This is a genomic window from Dasania marina DSM 21967 (assembly GCF_000373485.1).
Taxonomy (GTDB): Bacteria; Pseudomonadota; Gammaproteobacteria; order Pseudomonadales; family Dasaniaceae; genus Dasania; species Dasania marina.
Genome location: NZ_KB891575.1, coordinates 622974 through 643660, shown reverse-complemented (window position 1 = coordinate 643660; position 20687 = coordinate 622974). Strand labels below are relative to the sequence as shown.

At 45.3% G+C, this 20687-nt stretch carries 16 protein-coding genes and 1 riboswitch; of the genes, 14 read left to right on the top strand and 2 right to left on the bottom strand.

All coding sequences use genetic code 11. The features are described from left to right. Window positions 1-9: 9 nt before the first annotated feature. A complete protein-coding gene (putA, locus tag B067_RS0102960; protein WP_026244368.1) occupies window positions 10-3825 on the bottom strand; it encodes a bifunctional proline dehydrogenase/L-glutamate gamma-semialdehyde dehydrogenase PutA in 3816 nt (1271 codons plus the stop codon). Window positions 3826-4101: 276 nt separating this feature from the next. Between putA and B067_RS0102955 the strand changes: the two genes are divergently transcribed. Next, window positions 4102-4599: an Lrp/AsnC ligand binding domain-containing protein gene (locus tag B067_RS0102955; RefSeq protein ID WP_019528563.1), complete on the top strand. Its 498-nt coding sequence runs from the start codon at window positions 4102-4104 to the stop codon at window positions 4597-4599. Window positions 4600-5243: 644 nt separating this feature from the next. Here the strand turns inward: B067_RS0102955 and B067_RS0102950 are convergent. Next, the gene (locus tag B067_RS0102950; protein WP_019528562.1) at window positions 5244-6230 is read right to left on the bottom strand and encodes a homoserine kinase; all 987 of its coding nucleotides are present in this window, start codon (window positions 6228-6230) and stop codon (window positions 5244-5246) included. 151 nt (window positions 6231-6381) lie between these two features. Here B067_RS0102950 and polA point away from each other — a divergent pair, with 151 nt between their 5' ends. The 13 genes from polA (at window position 6382) to B067_RS0102870 (ending at window position 20606) form a co-directional block, all read left to right on the top strand. Further along, the gene (gene polA, locus B067_RS19540) at window positions 6382-9123 is read left to right on the top strand and encodes a DNA polymerase I (protein ID WP_019528561.1); all 2742 of its coding nucleotides are present in this window, start codon (window positions 6382-6384) and stop codon (window positions 9121-9123) included. 280 nt (window positions 9124-9403) lie between these two features. After that, the gene (locus B067_RS0102935) at window positions 9404-10012 is read left to right on the top strand and encodes a hypothetical protein (RefSeq protein ID WP_019528560.1); all 609 of its coding nucleotides are present in this window, start codon (window positions 9404-9406) and stop codon (window positions 10010-10012) included. 285 nt (window positions 10013-10297) lie between these two features. Continuing rightward, entirely contained in the window at window positions 10298-10903 is a 606-nt protein-coding gene (locus B067_RS0102930) for a hypothetical protein (RefSeq protein ID WP_019528559.1), read from the top strand. Between the two features lie 237 nt (window positions 10904-11140). Further along, entirely contained in the window at window positions 11141-11614 is a 474-nt protein-coding gene (locus tag B067_RS0102925) for a hypothetical protein (protein WP_019528558.1), read from the top strand. A gap of 248 nt (window positions 11615-11862) precedes the next feature. Continuing rightward, window positions 11863-13176, top strand: a complete 1314-nt coding sequence (locus B067_RS0102920) for a DUF4062 domain-containing protein (protein WP_020700266.1) — start codon at window positions 11863-11865, stop codon at window positions 13174-13176. 123 nt (window positions 13177-13299) lie between these two features. After that, window positions 13300-13845, top strand: a complete 546-nt coding sequence (locus B067_RS0102915) for a GNAT family N-acetyltransferase (RefSeq protein ID WP_019528556.1) — start codon at window positions 13300-13302, stop codon at window positions 13843-13845. Window positions 13846-13956: 111 nt separating this feature from the next. After that, a complete protein-coding gene (locus B067_RS0102910) occupies window positions 13957-15477 on the top strand; it encodes an LA2681 family HEPN domain-containing protein (RefSeq protein WP_019528555.1) in 1521 nt (506 codons plus the stop codon). A 599-nt stretch (window positions 15478-16076) separates the two neighbouring features. Then, window positions 16077-16535 carry a hypothetical protein gene (locus tag B067_RS22000; RefSeq protein ID WP_019528553.1) on the top strand — a complete coding sequence of 153 codons (459 nt, stop codon included), beginning with the start codon at window positions 16077-16079 and terminating at the stop codon, window positions 16533-16535. 258 nt (window positions 16536-16793) lie between these two features. Continuing rightward, a riboswitch (FMN riboswitch) is annotated at window positions 16794-16945 on the top strand. 90 nt (window positions 16946-17035) lie between these two features. Then, window positions 17036-17518 (top strand): 6,7-dimethyl-8-ribityllumazine synthase, encoded by a 483-nt coding sequence (locus B067_RS0102895; RefSeq protein WP_019528552.1) that lies wholly within the window; start codon window positions 17036-17038, stop codon window positions 17516-17518. A 114-nt stretch (window positions 17519-17632) separates the two neighbouring features. After that, window positions 17633-17800: a hypothetical protein gene (locus B067_RS21935; RefSeq protein WP_169335536.1), complete on the top strand. Its 168-nt coding sequence runs from the start codon at window positions 17633-17635 to the stop codon at window positions 17798-17800. A 738-nt stretch (window positions 17801-18538) separates the two neighbouring features. Further along, entirely contained in the window at window positions 18539-18826 is a 288-nt protein-coding gene (locus tag B067_RS0102880) for a DUF3817 domain-containing protein (protein ID WP_019528550.1), read from the top strand. A 240-nt stretch (window positions 18827-19066) separates the two neighbouring features. Then, window positions 19067-19435: a hypothetical protein gene (locus tag B067_RS0102875; protein WP_026244366.1), complete on the top strand. Its 369-nt coding sequence runs from the start codon at window positions 19067-19069 to the stop codon at window positions 19433-19435. Between the two features lie 202 nt (window positions 19436-19637). Beyond that, on the top strand, window positions 19638-20606 hold the full coding sequence (locus B067_RS0102870) for a calcium/sodium antiporter (protein WP_019528548.1): 969 nt from the start codon (window positions 19638-19640) through the stop codon (window positions 20604-20606). The last annotated feature ends 81 nt before the right edge of the window (window positions 20607-20687 follow it).

Below are 20687 nucleotides of genomic sequence, written 5' to 3'. Positions count from 1 at the left end.
CTCATGCTGTTAATCATCACTCATGGCTAATAAGGAGGCGTTGCCACCTGATGCTGTGGTGTTGTTAGACACAACTTTTTCCAATACAAAGCGCTGCATCATATTGGGGCCATGGCGTTCGCTAATTAAAGGCAGTAAGGCACCGCTGCGTTGGCTTAATAGCGTATCGACATGTTGTTGCAACGCTGCTGAGCCCGCAACAGCCACGCCGTGGCAGTGTGGTGCTAATAGCAATGCCAGTAGTTGTTGCTCGCTGTTAACACTGTCGCGCTGGTAAAACCCTTGCAGGCCCGCTTGTTGTATATAGGGGCTAATGTCGAAAGCATTATCACTAAGCTGCACAACACGGTTACCGCATAAAATGGCGGCAGCAACTTGGCGTAGCCCATCTTCTAAATAGTGATCGCCCAATTGCAGGCACAGTAAATTGCCGCGCTTTTCTATGTGCAGTTGGTTGAGTTCACCAGTAGGGCCAGGCAGGGTGATAGCCTGTGCTTGGTTAGCTAGCGCCTCTTCGGCCATAACATTGATATGCTGGCTAAATAGCGGCGATAAATTTAAGGGGTTATCGGCCAGTAATAAATCTATTAAGTGGCGAACTTTTTCTGCGCGCTGGCTAACGGTATCACTAGCTGTGTTGATGCTGTTTGACGCTAGCATTAAAAAGTTTTGGTTTTCTTGTTGCTGAGCACCTACAGCTAAGGCCGATAAGTTAGGCGCGGTATTATCGTTAGCGCTAGTATTCTCAGCAGCTTGTTGAGTTAAGCGATAAACATAAGCCGGGCCGCCAGCTTTGGGCCCGGTGCCTGATAGGCCGTGGCCACCAAAGGGTTGCACCCCTACGATGGCACCTATGGTATTACGGTTAATATAAATATTACCGGCGTTAATATGCTTAACCGCTTTTTCGGCGCTGCTTTGTATGCGGCTGTGTATACCTGCAGTTAAACCAAAACCGGTGCTGTTAATATCGGCCAAGGCTTGTTCAAATTGATTGGCTTGGTAGCGCACTACATGCACAACTGGGCCAAACACTTCTTGCTGTAATACATTGATGCTATCTATTTGGTAAAGTCGTGGCGCAAAAAAAGTACCGTGTTGGCATTCGTCGCTAAGCTCGCATTGATACAGTAATTTGGCTTTGTCTTTGACGGCATCGCTTTGTAAATAGTGATCGTGTTGTTGTAAGGCCGATAAGGCTTTGTTATCGATAACCGGGCCTATGTCGGTGTGCAAATTATTGGGGTCGCCTATGTGTAGCTCTTGCATGGCACCGATAATCATTTCGATAATGTCGTCGGCGATTTCTTCCTGTAAAAATAATACCCGCAAGGCCGAGCAGCGTTGGCCAGCACTTTGAAAACCAGAGGCGATAACGTCGTCTACCACTTGTTCGGGTAAAGCGGTGGAGTCCACTATCATGCAGTTTTGGCCGCCGGTTTCGGCGATTAAGGGTATGCGTGGGCCGCTGCGTTCGGCCAGCTTATGGGCTATCCATTCGCCTACACCGGTAGAGCCGGTAAACATGACGGCGGCTATACGCGGGTCGGGTAGTAATAGTTTGCCGACTTGTGGGCCAGGCGTGACGATGAGCTGCACCACATTATCGGGGAAGCCACACTCGGCCATGAGTGCTATGGCGCGGGCGGCGATTAAGCACGTAGTGTCGGCAGGTTTGGCCAGCACGGTATTACCCGCGGCTAAGGCGGCGGTGACTTGGCCTAAGAAAATCGCCAGTGGAAAATTCCAAGGGCTGATGCACAGCACTACGCCACGTGACTGCAGCTGGCCGTGTTCGCCCCATTGTGGATGGGGGCCACAGGCTTTACGAGCCTGCACAGCATAGTAGCGACAAAAATCTACCGCCTCGCGCACCTCGGCTACGCCATCGGCAGCTATCTTGCCCGCTTCAAAAGTACACAGGGCGATAAACTCATCCATGTGCTGTTCTAGTTTATCGGCCAAGCGCTCTAGGCAGTTGGCGCGTTCGGCCACGGCAACCTTGGACCATTGTTGATACACGGTGGTGGCTTGATCTAACGCTAGGCTTAGCTGCTGGGACGAGCTGCGCGGCACGGCGCCTAAAAAATTACGTGTATCCGTGGGGCTGCTTGATACCGCTAAAGACTCATCTGCGAGGTTGAAGTCAGCGGCGGTTTTACTATGTTGCTGCGCCCACTCTTGGCTGTTGTTGGCCAAGCTTTGCAGGCGTGGTATATCGCTTAAATCAATACCGTGGGAGTTGCTACGCTCGTCGCCATATAAGTTTATGGGCAAAGGAATATGGGGGTTGGGGATTTGCGACCAGCTGCGTACTTTGGTTATGGGGTCTTGTACCAGCGAGCTTAATGGCACCTCGTCGTCGACAATACTGTTTACAAACGAGGAGTTTGCACCGTTTTCTAACAGGCGGCGCACTAAGTAGGCGAGCAGGCTTTTGTGTTCGCCTACCGGGGCGTAGTTGCGTACAGGTATCTGGCTGATAATATCGTCGTATAGGCCATCGCCCATGCCGTGCAGGCGCTGAAATTCAAAACCACTTAAGCTGCCGTTTTTGCCTTGTGAGGCGCGCTCTAAAATATAGGCCACCGAGTAGGCGTTGTGCGTGGCAAACTGGGGGTAGATTGCATCGCGGTTATCCAGCAATAAGCCGGCGCAGGCTTGGTAGCTTACATCGGTAGCGGCTTTGCGGGTAAACACCGGGTAGCCATCTAGGCCATCGACTTGCGCGATTTTTATTTCGCTGTCCCAATAAGCGCCTTTAACTAAACGCAGCATCATTTTTTTGCCGGTTCTTTTGCTTAGGTCTATTACCCACTGCAATACCGGCAGGGCGCGTTTTTGGTAAGCCTGCACCACTAATCCAAAACCTTCCCAGCCAGCTAGCTCGGGCGCGGTGAATACGGCTTCAATAACATCCAGTGAAATATCTAAGCGGTCGGCCTCTTCGGCATCAATGGTAAAACCTATGTCGCAGTCTTTTGCCATTATGGCCAAGGCTTTAAGGCGGCTAACTAACTCGTCCATGACCCGATCGCTTTTTAACAACTCATAACGGGGGTGTATAGCTGAGAGTTTTACTGAGATGCCGGCGCTCTTGTAAATATCGCGGCCCTTAGTGGTGGCTCCTATATGCTCAATGGCGGTTTGGTAGGCTTTAAAATAGTTGTCGGCATCGGCCATGGTGCGGGCCGCTTCACCCAGCATGTCATAGGAGTAGCGATAGCCCTTGGCCTCTAGTTTGGCGGCGCGTTTGCTGGCTTCGGCAATAGTACGACCCAGCACAAATTGGTTGCCCATAATACCCATGGCCTGACGCATAGCTAGCCGTATTACCGGCTCACCCAGTCTTGCTACTGTATTTTGCAGGGTATTGAAATGCTGTTGTTGATCATCAGCTTTAAAGCGCACCACTTGGCCCGATAGTAATAAACCCCAGGCGGAGGCATTAACAAAAAAGGAGGCACTTTTGCCTAGGTGAGCGTGCCAATCACCGCTGCACAGTTTGTCGCGTATTAGGCGGTCAGCGCTGATGCTATCGGGCACCCGCAGCAAGGCTTCGGCTAGGCACATTAAAACTATGCCCTCGTTAGTGGAGAGCGAATATTGATTGAGCAGGTTTTGTATGTGGCCGCCTTTTTGGGCAGCCAGACGCACCTGCTGGGCTAGGGTTAATGCCTGTTGATTAACGCGCTGCTGCGCGGGGCTAGTAAGCGTAGCTAGTGGCAGTAAGTCAGTGACTACCAGGGCTTCATCGTAGCGATAATACTGGCGTATGCGGTTGCGTAGCGCGTTGCTGGTGTCGATAGTGCTGGGCAGTTGCATAAAACGTTCCCTTAACATGGCGTTTACAGGCATAGCTGTATGGATAGGCTGAATAAATAGGTTCGGATAGCGCTATTTGTATGGGCAGATGGTAGGTAAAATGGCGCAGCATGTGCTTTGGAAGTACGCTATATTTTCAATACAAAATAGGGTTTATGGGTAATTAAGCCGTAGCTTAAATGGCAGCTTAGCCGTTACTCTAGTGAATCATGTTTATTGCTTAATACCCCTAGGGCTATTAAGCGGCGGGCTATTTATAGGAGTAGGGTTATAGCCATGAGTAAAACCGAAAAACAACTAGATCGCATCGATCAAAAAATTCTTGATACCTTGCAACGCAACGGCAAAATCGCCAATTGTGACTTAGCGGAGTTAGTACACCTTAGCCCTTCGCCCTGTTTAGAGCGGGTTAGGCGCTTAGAAAAACGCGGCTATATTAAAGAGTACGTGGCCCACCTTAACCCCGAGTTATTAGATGCCGCCTTGGTGGCGTATATAGAAGTGTCATTAAAACGCACCGCCACCGAAGACTTAAACAAATTTAATCAGAAAATGCGCGACTTGGATGAAGTGGTGGAGTGTGTGATGGTGGCCGGTGGTTTTGATTATTTAATTAAAATACGCACCGAAAACATGCAAAGCTATAGACATTTTTTAGGCGAAAAACTGGCCGCCATAGAGGGGGTAGCGCAAACCCATACCTATGCGGTAATGGAAGAGGTGAAGTCCACCCATATTATTCCGGTGGTGAAACCTGGGGCGAGAAAGTTGTAGGCATTTAAAAGTGCCAAGAATTATAAAGAGTTAATGGTAATCAACAGTTTTAATTTTCACGTCATACCGTCCTTCCGGCCACAAGCCGGAATCCATAAAGCTACAAAATTAGTAACAAAGTGAAAGGCCATGGATACCGGCTCGAAGGCCGGTATGACAGCAGTGGTTTTAAGTCATACGATTGCCAATCGTCCTTCCGGCCTTGCGCCGGAATCCAGAAAGCTAAGAAACCAATAACTAGCCGTAAAGTAATAATCCGAAACAGCGTAGCTTTATAGAATCATCAATTACCCAACCAAAAATTGAGCGGTAGCACTAACCCATGGATACCGGCGCAAGGCCGGTATGACCTACCCCATGAGCGAAGCGCTTGCGATGACTTAATCGAAGCACCCTGTCATCCCAAACTTGATTTGGGATCCATATTTTGCAGTGCTAGAAGTAGCAAGCTCGGCAAATACGTTGATAAGGATTTATTAAATAATAATTTTAGATTGGCGTAGTTAGTGTGGATTCCGGGTCGTGGCCCGGAATGACGCAGAGTAGGGCGATGACTTAATCGAAGCACCCTGTCATCCCAAACTTGATTTGGGATCCATGTTTTGCAGTGCTACAAGCGCCAGCCTTATAGCGGATAACTTCCCTTAATCATCACTAGGGTAAAGACGCTGCATCAAAATATTCTTATATTCCTGCGGATCTTTAATTTCCATTAAGCCGCCGGGGCGATGATGCTCGCCGGGGTCGAGTTTAATTAATAAGCGAGTCACCCAAAAGCGCACCGCGGCGATACGTAAAAAATCATTCCATACGCTTTTTTCATCGTCGCTGAGCGGGCGATTTTTTTCATAGCCGGCGAGTAGGGCGTCACAGTTATCGTGGTTTAAGCTGCCGTCATGCTGCGAGCACCAATCATTGGCTACCACCGCCAAGTCGTATATTAAATAACCATCGCTGGCACTAAAAAAATTAATAATGCCCGCTAGTCGCCCGCCTACAAATAACGCGTTATCTCTAAACACATCACCGTGTATTACGCAGCGGGGTAGGTTGAGGTTGCTGTTGTGCAAATTAACAAAGTGGCTAATTTCATCGTTGAGTAATTTTTGGTCGGCGTCTTCTAAATGCGGGTTGAGTTCGGCGGCGGCAGCTACCAGCCACTCCACTGAGCGCGGGCCTTGGTGCTGTAAATTGGCATCCATACAGGCGCGATGGATGTTGGCTAGGGTTGCGCCCAGTTCTTGGCATTGTGCCGGGTTGGGTTGCATTTGGTGTAGCCCCGGTACTTTCGGTATGAGTAGTGCGGGTTTACCTTGTAAGTATTTTAAGCTCACGCCGTCACTGTCACGCTCGGGGCAGGGCACGGGTAAGCCTTTGAGGTTAAGCAGGGTGGTGAGCTTGGTGTAAAATTGTAAATCGTCTAAGTTTTGTGCTTCAAATAAGGTGAGCACAAACTGATGCAGCGGTTCGGTTTGCAGCTCGCTGCCAAACTCGGATTGATCGGTGGTGATTAAATAATTGGTGTTGGTGATACCCTCGGCTATGCCTTTATAATTCACTAGCGGGCCTATGCCGAAGGGGGCGATGTAGGCCTCTATCTCTTCTCGGTCTAGCACGGTGTAAACAGCCATGCATTTACTCCTTTATCATTGCTTTATGTTTGGCGATTGCTGTTAAAAAGTAGCGATGCTACTGTAGCGCACCCCTATCTATAACTATAGCTCTGCTCTGCCTTTGTTGCTTGGCTGGGCGTTAATTAACTTCTTGTTGCGAATTAAAACCATGTCTCAAAGCCCTACTGCCCCGCTTGTTCTTGTTGATGGCTCCTCTTACTTATATCGCGCCTTTCACGCCATGTATAAAGCCGACTTACGCACCTCTAAAGGTGAGCCTGTAGGGGCCATTAGGGGCGTAACCAGTATGTTGCGCCGGTTAGTACAAGATTACCCCGGTAGCAGCATAGTGGTGATATTTGATGCCAAGGGCAAAACCTTTAGGGACGAGATTTACAGCGAGTACAAAGCGCAGCGCCCCCCCATGCCCGATGACATGCGCCCGCAAATAGAGCCTATTCATAATATTGTAAAAGCCATGGGCATGCCGCTGCTGGTAATAGAAGGGGTAGAAGCCGATGACGTGATGGGCACCCTAGCGCAGCAGGCCACCGATCAGGGTATAGATGTGGTGTTATCCACCGGCGATAAAGATATGGCGCAGCTGGTTAACCAGCATGTCACCCTAGTCAACACCATGACCGAAACCGTGATGGACGTGGAGGGCGTTAAAGAAAAGTTTGGCATACCCCCAGAGCTCATCATCGACTACTTAGCGCTCATGGGCGACAAAGTAGACAACATCCCCGGCGTACCCGGCGTGGGCGAAAAAACCGCCTTGGCCTTATTACAGGGCTTGGGCAGCCTAGAGAACATCTACAACAACCTCGATAAAGTGGCAGATTTAGACTTTCGCGGCGCTAAAAAAATGCACGAAAAGCTAGCGGCCAACCGCGAGCTGGCGTTGTTATCCTATGAGTTGGCCACCATTAAGCTAGATGTAGAGCTAGAGCAGGGCCCGCAAGATTTAGTGATGCACCCAGAAGACCGCGAGGCCTTACTGGCCCTGTTTACCGAGCTAGAATTTAAAGGCTGGATGGATGAATACAGCCAACCTCTCAAAGAGGGCGGCGGTGTCGATAGCGCGGTAGCGGCGGTGGCCGAAGTGGATTACCAAACCGTGCTCACCGAGGCGCAGCTGGATGAGTGGCTGGCCCGCTTACAGGCCGCCGACTTATTCGCCTTTGATACCGAAACCACCAGCCTCAATTATATGGAGGCCAAGCTAGTAGGGGTGAGCTTTGCGGTAGAAGTAGGCAAGGCCGCCTACGTACCCTTTGGCCACGACTACTTAGGCGTGCCCGAGCAGCTTAGCCAAGCGTTAGTGCTGGCCAAGCTCAAGCCGCTATTAGAAGACGCCAATAAGGCCAAAGTAGGGCAAAACCTAAAATACGATAGGTCGGTATTGGCCAACCACGGCATTAAGCTACAGGGCATAGCCTTTGACACCATGCTGGAATCCTATGTGCTTAACTCCACCGCCAGCCGCCACAATATGGACGACCTGGCCTCGTTTTATCTAGACCACAAAACCATACACTTTGAAGACATAGCCGGTAAGGGCGCCAAGCAAATTACCTTTAACCAAATAGAGTTAGAGCAAGCCGGGCCCTACGCCGCCGAAGATGCCGACATTACCCTGCGCCTGCACCAAACCCTGTGGCCACGGCTAGCGCGCGAGCCCAGCCTAAAATCGGTATTCGAAGACATAGAGCTGCCCCTAGTAGCGGTGCTATCCGATATAGAAATGAACGGCGCCCTAGTCAGCCGCGAGCTACTGGGCCAACAAAGCGCAGAGATTAGCGCCCGCCTCACCGAACTAGAGCGCGAAGCCTTTGAGTTAGCCGGTGAAGAATTTAACCTAGGCTCGCCTAAACAACTGGGCCGCATCTTATTTGAAAAGCTAGCCATACCCGTTATTAAAAAAACCCCCAAAGGCGCGCCCTCTACCGCCGAGGAAGTGCTGGCCGAGTTGGCCTTAGATTACCCGCTGCCCAAGTTATTAATGGAGCACCGCGGCCTAAGCAAACTCAAGTCCACCTACACCGATAAACTACCGGAGATGATCAACCCACGCACCGGCCGCATACACACCTCCTACCATCAGGCAGTAACCGCCACCGGCCGTTTATCCTCATCTGACCCCAACCTACAAAACATCCCCATACGCAGCGACGAAGGCCGCCGCGTTAGGCAGGCCTTTATCGCCGGGCCGGGCAATAAAATAGTCGCCGCCGATTACTCGCAAATAGAGCTGCGCATTATGGCCCACCTCTCGCAAGATAAAGGCTTGCTAGACGCGTTTTCAAAAGGTTTGGATGTGCACAAAGCCACCGCATCAGAAGTGTTTGGCGTGCCACTAGAGCAAGTGTCGGGCGAGCAACGCCGCAGCGCTAAGGCGATAAACTTTGGTTTAATTTACGGCATGTCGGCCTTTGGCTTAGGTAAGCAACTCAACATAGGCCGCAACGAAGCGCAGGACTATATGGATGCCTACTTCGCCAAATACCCCGGCGTGTTGCAGTACATGGAAAACACCCGCGAGCAGGCCGCCGAAAAAGGCTATGTAGAAACCCTATTCGGCAGGCGTTTATATTTACCCGAAATCAACGCCTCCAACGGCATGCGCCGCCAAGCCGCCGAACGCACCGCCATCAACGCCCCCATGCAAGGCACCGCCGCCGACATCATCAAAAAAGCCATGGTGCAAGTGCAAGCCTGGTTACCCGAGTCGGGCTTACAAGCCCGCATGATTATGCAAGTACACGATGAATTAGTGTTTGAAGTTGCCGAAGGTGATATGGCTGCGCTGTGTGATGGTGTGGTGGCGCTTATGGCTGAGGCGGCTAAATTAGATGTGCCGCTGATTGCGGATGTGGGGTTTGGGGATAATTGGGATGAGGCGCATTAAGCTGAGCGCGGGGCGCTCAGCAGCGGTAAGTTGTAAGCTTTAAGTGGTAAGAAAAGGATAAAAGCTAGGAGGGTGGTGGTAATAGGTAAGTGGAAGTCTGCGCCTTCTTGTTTGAGGATAATGAAAGTTTTATAGGCAGATGTAACTATATAGGTATGGGCATAAATATACGGATATAGGCTTTTTGCCTAGGTGCAAGCATTGTGTTTATATGTGGTCATTCTCAAGAATAAATGGTTATGTTTCATCAGTAGCCAACTAACATCTAAGAATATACGTTATGGAAAATGCACTATTTGGTTTGGGCGGGATAATTTTAGGGGCATTTATTGCCATTGCCAAAGATTGGTGGTTCACAAGAAGGAGTGAAAAAAAAGATCTCGAATATTTGGCAATCCAAGTGTCTTGCATGCTTGAAAACTTCGCATTGGTCTGCGAGGAGGTTGCGTTCGATGACGGATTGCACCAAGGCCTGCGCACTGCTGACGGCTGCAAAAGCATTCAGGTTGCAGCACCTGAGTTTGATCCAGAGCGACTAGATGTTGTGTGGCAGTCACTTCCTTCCGATATAATGTATAAAATACTTAACCTCCCAAATGAAATTAGAGTGGTTAATCGCCAGATATCGGATGTAACTGAACATGTATCAGGGCCACCTGATTATGAAGAAGTTTTCGAAGCTAGAACAATAGAATACGGCTTACTTGGCATTAAGGTTATGGAGTTAGTTTCGGACTTACGAAAGCTTGCTCAGCTGCCAAAAGAGGGGATAATTGAACATGATATATGCAGCACCTTAAAGCAACAAATTGAAAAAACAGAGTCTATAAAAGCTGAGAGAAGCAAAAGAAATGCAGAATTTATCGCTTCTATTCGAGTAAAAAAATAACAATACGTTCAAGTTGCGCCAGCAAGCTGGACCGCTAAAGACGGTGCTTCGCGTCAATGCGGCCCATTAACTTAGCGTTAGTATTTCTCAAGGAGTACTCATAGTCTATTTTGAAAATATTAAATTAAGTAAAAAAGCAATTAAAGGGATCGGTGACAAATGATAACTAATTACAAAGCTAAACGATTCTCATTTTTCTTCGACCTCTTTTGCGATATTCATATGTGACAATTCCCAGAAATGAACTGTTAAAGCTTTCTTTCATCGATAAATACAGGGTTATAAATGGACGTGCTTTCGAAAGAGTTCTTAGAAATATTATCAAGAGAGCGCTTGCTCGCAGCTGGCATTACTGCTTGTTTTGCATTTGTTGGTGTTTTAATTGGATTATTAGGTAATCGTTTACTAGAAGTACGTAGAGAAAAATTGTCTAAAAAAGTATTTTCGGCTTCATTAGCTGTTGAGATATCTGTAGCCATAGATATTATAGGCTCAAAAGGAAACCTAAGATCTTCATTAGTGGAATCTAAAGATAGGATTTGGGCATTACTTAAAAAAGAAACTGAATTAGATAGTCAATACATATCCCATTTTCCTAAAATATTTGACTCGAAAGTTACAGTAAATGAACTAAACAATAATTGGTTTCCAGTATTTCGAGATAGCTCTTTTAATGTTGGTATTCTTGGTCACAATAACGCTCAAGATATAGTCAGGTTTCACCTGCTAATGAATTCCGTATTTACTGACTTTATTCAGTACTCTAACTCTGATTTTTGGGGACATGATCATACTGCTGTGTCAAAATACAGAATAATTACTAAGCATCTTTCCATGCTTGATGAAGCTATAGAAATTGGAAATAAAGTATCGGAAGCTTTGAAGGTATAGAGTCAAGCAAATCAAGGGTCAGAACCGTTGAAATTTCAAATTAAAGGGGTCGGTGACAAATGATAACCAGTTACAAAGCTAAGCGATTCTTATTTGTCACCGACCACTTTAGGCTATGCACCGGAAAAAAATTTACGCGTTTTGTGTGCTGATCGCGCAAGCGTTAATATATTAGCATGCAAACCACTTCGCTTTCATTTTCGGTGATTGCGGCGTTATATTATATTGGAGTCTCGGATGTTGCATAAAATTGAAAAATGGATTGATCAGACGAACATTGAGTACCAAGATCAAAGGGTTTCTTGCTCTAAATTTTCTGATGAATTCAAAGGATTTTATCCTTTAGAGTTCCTTCAAAAATCATATTTTGTGATTATCGATACAATTCCAAAACCTAATTTTCCTGAGCTACGTAAAATGGGGTTGGGTGACTTTATAGATATGGAAGTGCACGGAATAACGTACAAAAACACTTATTATCTTCTTCCACAGCTGGCATCAGAGTTACGTTTACATTTTCATGAACTTGTCCATGTTGCACAATGGGGGCATTTAGGTGCAATACCATTTATGGAACGTTACATTACTGAAATTCAAACTTCGGGATATGATGAATCACCTTTAGAGAAAATGGCATACGCTTTTGATTCTCATTTTACGGATGGTGGCGAGAAAATAGATGTACCTAATTATGTGGCACAAAAAATATAAAAAGGCATTTAAAATCAAATTAAAAAGAATTAAAGGGGTCGGTGACAAATGATAACTAATCACAAAGCCAAACGATTCTTATTTGTCACCGACCCATTTTTCGCTATGTCAAATAGATATGGGTGGTTTCTACACAGCGTATAACCCAGCCATAAAACCAATAAGAAGTGAGCTGTGGATGGACGATTGTGTCAAAACGTTTTTCTGCAAGCTCGTTATAGCTGTCAAGAACTATTCAAGGAGCCATCTTGAAGTCAACAAAGTATCAAGTGTTTTTGAGTTCAACTTACTCTGATTTAGCAGATGAAAGAGAAAACATCATTAAAGCTATTTTAGAGATGTACCACATACCAATCGGTATGGAGATGTTCAGTGCTGAAGATGAAGATCAATGGGAAATAATACGAAGAACCATTGAAGTGAGCGATTATTACATTCTCGTATTAGGCTTGAGATATGGATCGAAAACATCAGATGGTATTAGCTTTACTCAGAAAGAATACGAGTATGCTTTAGAGAAAAAGATACCAATTCTTGCTTTTGTAATGAATGACACGGTTTCCTTGTCAAAGGACAAAAGAGATGATGACCTATCTGATATTAATAAGTTTAGAGAGTTGGTGTTAACGAACTCAAAAATGGCACAATTTTGGGAGACAAAGGATCAACTCATTAAAAGTGTCTCAATTTCGCTGATGAAACAAATCATGCAGAAGCCTGGGGTAGGATGGATTAGAGGAGATAGTGCTAACGCCGACGAAGCTCTTTCAAAGGAGTTGTCTGCTCTGAGCAAAGAAAATAGAGCGCTAAGAGAACGAGTAGTAGAGCTTGAGTCAAAGATTTCGTTAAAAGCCCCTGCAATAGAGATAGATATAAAGCAGCCAGTTATTGATGACAATTTTTTTTCGTATAAAAAGGAAGTAATTCCTAACGCATTGGACATTAAAGACGTAGATGCTCATTTATTAGAGTACATTTCAAAGGACGATATAGAGAAATACAATAACGCCATCCCAAGCCAGGGAGAGGTAGATGAATACAATCGTGAATGTGAAAAGGTTTTTAAAATAAAAAACTATTCCATCCCGCTAGTAATTGAGGTTTTCAACAGCGGAACCACGAAGGCCAAAAATGTCTACATTGATATAGAGTTCTCTGAAGGACTTTCTATATATGAAAATGAAGAAGAACATAGTGAGCCAAAATCTCCTATTCCATTCAACCCATTAGTTCGCGCACAATCCGATTATAGGGAGCAGAATTCGGCACTATCTCGCTTGCACTCTCAGCTTGGTATTGGAAGTACATTCGCTCAACTCTCGAAGATAAACCCAGCATTTAATGCGAAGCTCCTTCGCCCTATAAATCAGAAATGGTGGGCAAAGCTGGATGGGCAAAAAATCACAGTGAAAATTGAAAGTTTGCTCCATACAAGACGAATGATATTTGATGATGAATATATGATAGCTCCTTTGAAGTCAGGGAAGCATACGATTGATATTCGGGTTATATGCGAAGAATATGAGGAGATAGAAACCAAGTGTATTGAATTTGAGGTTTAGGTTGGGGATATAACAAAGCGCTGCTGTCGGACAATTTTTACGCTGCGCTCCAAAATTACCCCAGAGAGCGGCGTTATAGGGCTTTTAGATAAATCGATTTCACTGATATACGGATATTTAATAATGGAATTACCAAAAATTGAAACAAAACGATTACTTTTGAGAGAGATTGCTGAATCTGATTTAGATCACATATATGCCATTTACTCAAACCCTAGTGTCATTCGATATACTGGCGATACCCTTTGGACTGAAAAGGAAGAAGCAGTAGAATTTATTGAGGGGGCACATGAGGGCTTAGAAGAGGAGTCATTATTTGGTTGGTGTGTAGAACTTAAGGAAACTAAGCGAGTAATTGGCACCTGTGCCCTGTTTGACTGTGAACTCGAAAAAAGGGTGGCAGAAATATCTTATGAAATCCTTCCAGATTACTGGCGACAAGGTTTAACAAGTGAGCTTCTCCCTCCATTAATTGAATTTGGGTTTAAAGCACTGGATCTTAATCGAATAAATGCGTTTGCCGATTCTAGAAATACAGCTTCAATAAAACTGCTTACTAGTAATCACTTTAAGAACGAAGGGTTAATGAGAGAAAGTTGGATTGACAGTGATGGCTGCCCAGTCGATGAGCATGTAATGGGTTTGTTGCAACGAGAATGGTTAGCGTGAAAATACGCCCTATAACAATACGGGCAATGTACGCCTGCGGCTGGACAGCTAAAAGCGTGGCTTCGCCACAACGCTGCCCATTCCCTTTGCGTTAGATTTCTTGGAGGTTATGTGGAAATAGCTGACATCGCAGAAAAGTTACAGGGGTTGATCGATGATGACCCAGATAAAGCTATCAGTGAAGCTTTACAACTTTCAGGAAATATCAACCTTGAATTGTTAAAGGCAGCAATTCTTGTAGATGCAGGAGCAATGGTTAAAAGTTATGATGCGGTCCTAAAAGGAGTAGAAATATTTCGTAATGCGGTTAATGACTACCAAGATAACTCAGAATTAAAATATAACTTGGCCAACGGCTTACATGCTTTGGCTCTGTCTACAACATACAAAGATTTCAGTTGGTACAAAGACACTGAAACTTCTAGATTAGAAGCTAGACAAAACTTCTACATGGCAGCAAATGACTCTAAGGCTTCAAGTGATATAAGGTCTCAATCCTTTACCAATTTAGGAAACCTTTTATGGTCATCTTATCGTTGGGTAGAGGCATATGATTATTACACACTAGCTCTGACTGAGAACCCTCTGAATGGAGTCGCCAGCTCAGGTGCTTTAAAAATGCTCAAGCATGCATCACATCAAGAGTTAGGTGACTATGAATTACTAGTACAAGAGATTGAATATTTAGCAACCCATGCAAAGGAAAATTTAGAAACCATATTTTCTTACGCTGGTGGTTATGGTGTAAAAGGCATTGTAGATGAGATTAAAGACATTCGTACTGGAGAAAGAAAGAAGCCTGCTAATGAATGCGAAGAATATGAGAGTTTTGTCGTTTCAAATAATCTAACTTTGTCTCCGACTATTCATTCCCATGAGCACGCATCGAAATACTGGGATAATGTTAATATCTCTTCTGTAGGCGTTGATGTAAGTGGTAATAGTTCAGTTCCTGAAATATTCGCCATGATTAACATTATCAAATCTGATTATATCCTTGCTAGACAGTTATTTTTTAATGCTACTAATCGATTGTTTAATGAAACGGGAAACTATAACGACACTTTAAATTATGCGTGTTATGGAGTGAATGAGTCGGCTTTAGCTTTGGCGCAGCGTAGTGCATTAGATATTTTGGATAAGGTAGCAGTAGCTACACTATCCTATCTGGGAATTAGTGGAGCAAAGGGAACTTCGTTCAAACAGGCGTGGTTCAAAAAACCAAAAAAAGGCAAAGTCGAAAAAGAAGAAGAAGTTAAGCCAGAAATTTTCCAAGAAGTAGAAAATGGCAATGCTGCACTATTAGCATTGACCGAGGTTTCTAAAGATCTATCAAATAAAATGGGTTTTCTGTCTAATAAGCAGACGTCTCGAAACTCATCTACTCATCGTTTTACTATACTTCATGATTTTGGAGCGGTACCAACAAGTCCCTCTGGGTGTTTAGAGCATTTTGACTATGAAATGTTCTTAAGGGAATCGCTATATACATTAAAGTTAGCTAGAAGCTCAGTTCTTTACTTTGTTCAAATGGTACTTATTCGAGAAAAGAGGCTTGCGTCAGAAAAGGATGGCATTGTAATGCCATTATTCGTTCCGTCTCATGAGGATATTCGAGGGTACGATGAGTAAAAATCTAACAAACGCGTCAATTAGGACGCTCGCAAGCTCGCGCCTATAACGCGGGCGTTATATTTTCGTCGAGGGACTGAGTTCTGAATAAATATAGATATGATCCAATAGTTACAGGTGTTTTCGTAGGGATTGGAGCGTTAGTTTTATGGTCTTTCTCTTAACTAGCTATTGAAGGCAAAGTATTGCCTGCCTATTTTGAGCATGTGTCAAGATTCTTTACTGTATTGACTGCTGCACTGGTCGGTGCATTTGCTGCATTTCGTTTCAATTCGATGCTTGATAGCAAAAAGCAATTAAAGGGGTCGGTGACAAATGATAACTAATTACAAAGCTAAACGATTCTCATTTGTCACCGACCCCTTTTGCGGGCCTTCGCTTCTCCGACCCCATTTGCGCTTCGGGCTGGTGCTTGCTGTGTAGAAAGGCTTCTAATGAGTCGACTATCGCTTCCATTCAGGGGGTGTGAGGCCTTAAGGTGGGTGTCTTAATAGGGCTTGCATGCTAAAGGCTATAATAAGTCAATCTTACGGAACTCCGTGGGGTGGCGGCGTTAGCAGTAAGAATGCCAGAAAATAATTTAGCAAATCGAGGAAAAGATGAGCCAGTTTAATAATATTTCTGATTGGATAGGGCGCTTCGTGTACGGCCTTATCAGTATAAGTCTTGGTCTTATCAGCCTCGCGATGATGGGTGTTGCCCTGTGGAATATTTGGGTTTCGGTACACGAGCAAACGTTGCTTGTAAAAGCCCTTCTTGATGCCATAGGGTTGATTGTGATTGGGATGGCAGTCTTTGATGTCTCAAAATTCTTGCTGGAGGAAGAAGTATTCAGCGACAGTAGCACGAAGTCAGCCGCAAAACAGAGAGGGACTTTATTGAAGTTTCTCGTCATCATTGCCATTGCGGTAAGCTTGGAAGCCCTAGTGTTCATTTTCGATGCCGGAAGAAAAGATGTTGCTCTGTTGATCTACCCAACTTTTTTATTGATTGCCGCTGTTTTTGTAGTGGTCGGCCTTGGTGCATATCAGAAGCTGACTCTGGATGTGAAGGGGTAATAGAATTAACGATGAATTAAAGGGGTCAATTAAAGTGGTCGATGACAAATGATAACTAATTACAAAGCTAAACAAATTCTTATTTGTCACCGACCGCTTTTGCGTTACTGACCCCTTTTGCGTCAAAGTCGTTGAAATATAAGTACCTGCGCTTTGAAACTTTGGCGCCCTCTTGAGGCCCCACCTGCAACCTCCATCTCACATCCTAGTTGAGCTCAACCCGCTATTAGGCTAATCTGTGCGCCTTCCCCAAATAGGGGAGGTTCTCAGGGCGGGGTGGAAGTCCCCACCGGCGGTAATCGTGCGTAAGTGCGTAGCCCGCGGGCGCTCCCGTCACCATGTGGCGGGGGGACAAGCAGACTCGGTGTGATTCCGGGGCCGACAGTTACAGTCTGGTTATGAGAATGAGGTTGCTATGCTTTCCCACGCCATAACTGCCGTGAGAGGGCTAGTTGCCTTGTTTGCCCTGTTGTTTAATTGCTAACAGAGGCAAACAACAGATGAAATCTAATTCTATGTGTTTCGATATTGCTACCCGCGATCGGGTGGCGTTTATACAATCATGCTGGCACAGCGATATTGTGGACAGGCTGCGTGATTCTTTTCTTGATGAATTCGCCAAACTCGACGGCCGACAGGTTGATGTATTTGAAGTGCCCGGCGCGTTTGAGATCCCACTAAAAGCCCAGTTTCTGGCCAATAGCGGAAAGTACGCGGCAGTGGTCGCTGCTGGCCTGGTGGTTGATGGCGGTATTTATAGGCATGAGTTTGTTGCCAGTGCGGTGATAGACGGCCTGATGAAGACACAACTAGCAAGCCACACGCCCATCTTCTCCGCCGTATTAACCCCCCATGATTTTATTAGCGACGGCCAGCCTGAATTTTTTGCTGAGCACTTTACCGGCAAAGGCATAGAGTCCGCCCAAGCCTGCGCATTAACGCTAGCAGAATACTCGCGGGAGCAGATCGCGCTAGTTGGGTAAGTGGGCTTAAACATATGGGCGGCAGGTAAGCTTTTTGTACAACCCTACGCCTAACAAGCGCCAGCAACAGGGCTCGCCGCTGTGGCGGGCTTTATTTTCCTCGGAGAATATTTCATGACGATAATTGTTGCCGGAAAATTAATGCTTAAGCCAGGCGCAGGCAACGCGTTTATTGAAAAATCACGTGAGGCACTAGAAGCGTTCAGAAACGCAGGCCCAGATAAGAGTTCTTTTGCTCTGGTAGCGTCTTTTCATGTAAATGAGTATGAAATCAATACATAACAAGTGCATGTTGCCTAGCTGATTTGCAATTAACGCAATGAATCAAGTGGGTATCAGATGAAACAATGCTTAATGCGAGTAACAAATATTAGCCGTTGCAAATTATCCCGTTTAGTCTAAATTTATATTTGTACATTCATACTTAAAATAATAGAGAGGTGTTCATGAAAAAACTTATATCTTTAGCCTTCAGTGCATTAGTTATTGCTAGTAGTTATAGCCTTGCAGGCCCAGAAGACTGTGCAAGTGGGGAAAAATGGCGTGCTGACTTAGGGTGTTATACGCCTGCCGTGGGTTCTACCCGAGGTTAATGCTTGGTGTGTGGGGCTAGGTTGCCTCACACGCTTCCCCGCCTAAATAGTATTTCTTAATTAGTTGATCAATTCTCAGTATCTAGCCGTATGGCGATTACCCAATCTACAAAGCCTATTGTTAAGTAGGCGCGAAAGCGTTTTTATTCTGCTTATACACGCAATCGTTCTTTTATTTATCCCCTACACCTATACAATGCTACGTCAAAAAGGCGCATAGCTAATGCTACCTAGTGCAGCTACGGCACTCAGGCTGTTCAAGGGGTCAGAGTCGTTGAAAACTTGCATGTAATAAGCGGAAATAAAGTGATGCCCCCTAGCTTATTACCCCAAGGGGCCAGAAACTGTATTTCAACGACTCTGACCCTTTGAAATCTTACTCCTTGAAATCCTTGAAAATTGACTTTTTGAAACTAGAGTATTATCAATGTTAAAACTTTTTAGAATCGCAAGCCTAGTAGAGGGCTTTTCTTATCTACTGATATTGTGCGTAACGATTGGCCTTATTAACCGAGAGTTTGTTTACTTTCTTGGGATGGGGCATGGTGTATTGTTTTTGTTGTACGTTACGTTTTCAGCTTTAGCTTCACATACGCAAAATTGGTCTGTGTTTGTTTGGCTAATGGTTCTTATAGCAGCTGTTGTACCCTTTGCGTTTATTCCAATAGAAATATTTATCAAAAAAGAACTCACTAAAAATGAACAAAGCACATAACTAAAAGAGCAATGCATGTGCGCCTTCGTTGTACGGACGGGTTATCGCCAGCTCATGGTTTGGAATAAACGGTAGAATAAACGGGGCCAGGGTAATTTTTAGTTAACTTATCGAAAATTAAAGGGGGCGGTGAAAAATGATAGCTAATTACAACGCTAAACAATTCTTATTTGTTATAGGCCTCTTTTGCACACAAGTTGCTCGCCATTTATTCGGGCGTTATATTTCAGTACATAAATCATGAGCTATACAATAGATTTTGATCAAATCGAGAAAATAGTAACGGTCACTTACTCAAAAACAGTTAGCCTTGCTGATCGCATCATGGCAGTTAATGATGTCTGCTCTTCCTGCGCAGATATAACACCCCTTAAAATATTAGTCGATGTTCGCAATCTAGTAATGCACTTAAAAACGCGTGAACAAAAAGATTTCGCCGTTTTTTTATCCAGTAACCCTTTGCTAAAAAGGGCTAGAATAGCAGTTCTACATGAGGCTACTTTTAATCCAAATGTAATAATTGATACCATTGCATTTAACAATGGCTATAAGTTAGCGCAGTTTAATCGGAAAAATGATGCCGTAGTCTGGCTCAATGAAATAGGATAAGTTGCAGAACAACCGCAGCAAGCTGCTGGGGCGGGCTGCCGACCGGGGACAGGGTCAACGACGCTGTCCGCTTGAACTGTACCTTGAAGTTTGTGGCTATTCACTTTAGTGCATAGTGGTGTGCATAGCGGGGTCATGCATAGTGGAGTCAGATAAAATTTATTTTTAAAAGAATCCATGCTTTGTCTAGGCGGTAGGAAATATGTTGAATATTTTGTTTCTCTTTGTGGGTATAGCCTTACTTACCTGTGGCGGTGAAGTATTGATTCGTGGCTCGCTGGCTGCCGCAAGGCGTCTGGGGGTGTCACCTTTACTAAGCGGCCTGGTTATCGTCGGTTTTGGCACATCGGCTCCGGAGTTAGTGGTCTCCGTTAATGCGGCCATAGAGGGGCGACCAGACATTGCTATTGGTAATGTTGTTGGTAGTAATATCGGCAATATTTTATTGGTGTTAGGCCTCTGCGCGGTGATCACGCCGTTAGCGGTCAAACCATTGGTGTTAAGGCGAGACGCTGCCACCGTAGTGGCTGCAAGTATATTGTTTCTAGTTTTAGTGCTGGTTGGCGGCGGTGCCCTTGGGCGTGCCGATGCAGCCATCTTCCTGCTTGCCTTAGTCATCTACTTAGTCTGGGCTTATTGGAGTGAGCGCTTCCACGCGGCACCGTCGGGTGAGCTACATCAAGCTGAAGCAGAAGAGCTTTCCACCGAGCCGAAGTCAATATTGTGGACGGTAATTGCTGTGGTTCTTGGCTTGTCGTTGTTAATTGGCGGATCACAAGTACTGCTGATTGGAGCCATTGGTATTGCCGAGCACTTTGACGTACCAGAGGCCGTTATTGGTTTGACCTTGGTGGCGGTGGGCACGTCTCTTCCCGAATTGTCTATATCGGTGATCGCAGCGATTCGGCGCCACGCTGATGTGGCGGTTGGCAATATACTTGGAAGTAATATCTTCAACTTACTGGGAATTCTGGGAGTATCAGCACTGCTACAGCCACTACCGGTGCATGTAAGAATCTTGCAGTTTGATCAATGGGTTATGCTTGCAACGTCTTTGCTCTTGTTTGTGTTTTTGTACACTGGGCGTCGTTTGAGTCGCTTTGAGGGCGCAATACTATTGCTGGGTTACGGTATCTATGTCTGGCTAAGTTTTACGGTATTCGGTGGTTAGCAGAAAATAAACGCAATAAGCGAGACCAGAGACCTTTTTAGTTAACGATTTAAAGGGGTCGGTGACAAGTGATAACTAATT

Excerpts from the sequence above, each read along its gene's own strand:
- B067_RS0102870 (WP_019528548.1), top strand. The coding sequence starts at position 19,638 with ATGTTGAATATTTTGTTTCTCTTTGTGGGTATAGCCTTACTTACCTGT.
- B067_RS0102915 (WP_019528556.1), top strand. The coding sequence starts at position 13,300 with ATGGAATTACCAAAAATTGAAACAAAACGATTACTTTTGAGAGAGATT.
- B067_RS22000 (WP_019528553.1), top strand. The coding sequence starts at position 16,077 with ATGAGCCAGTTTAATAATATTTCTGATTGGATAGGGCGCTTCGTGTAC.
- B067_RS0102950 (WP_019528562.1), bottom strand. The coding sequence starts at position 6,230 with ATGGCTGTTTACACCGTGCTAGACCGAGAAGAGATAGAGGCCTACATC.
- B067_RS0102930 (WP_019528559.1), top strand. The coding sequence starts at position 10,298 with ATGGACGTGCTTTCGAAAGAGTTCTTAGAAATATTATCAAGAGAGCGC.
- B067_RS0102880 (WP_019528550.1), top strand. The coding sequence starts at position 18,539 with ATGTTAAAACTTTTTAGAATCGCAAGCCTAGTAGAGGGCTTTTCTTAT.
- B067_RS0102935 (WP_019528560.1), top strand. The coding sequence starts at position 9,404 with ATGGAAAATGCACTATTTGGTTTGGGCGGGATAATTTTAGGGGCATTT.
- B067_RS0102955 (WP_019528563.1), top strand. The coding sequence starts at position 4,102 with ATGAGTAAAACCGAAAAACAACTAGATCGCATCGATCAAAAAATTCTT.
- B067_RS21935 (WP_169335536.1), top strand. The coding sequence starts at position 17,633 with ATGACGATAATTGTTGCCGGAAAATTAATGCTTAAGCCAGGCGCAGGC.
- polA (WP_019528561.1), top strand. The coding sequence starts at position 6,382 with ATGTCTCAAAGCCCTACTGCCCCGCTTGTTCTTGTTGATGGCTCCTCT.
- B067_RS0102875 (WP_026244366.1), top strand. The coding sequence starts at position 19,067 with ATGAGCTATACAATAGATTTTGATCAAATCGAGAAAATAGTAACGGTC.
- putA (WP_026244368.1), bottom strand. The coding sequence starts at position 3,825 with ATGCAACTGCCCAGCACTATCGACACCAGCAACGCGCTACGCAACCGC.
- B067_RS0102925 (WP_019528558.1), top strand. The coding sequence starts at position 11,141 with ATGTTGCATAAAATTGAAAAATGGATTGATCAGACGAACATTGAGTAC.
- B067_RS0102895 (WP_019528552.1), top strand. The coding sequence starts at position 17,036 with ATGAAATCTAATTCTATGTGTTTCGATATTGCTACCCGCGATCGGGTG.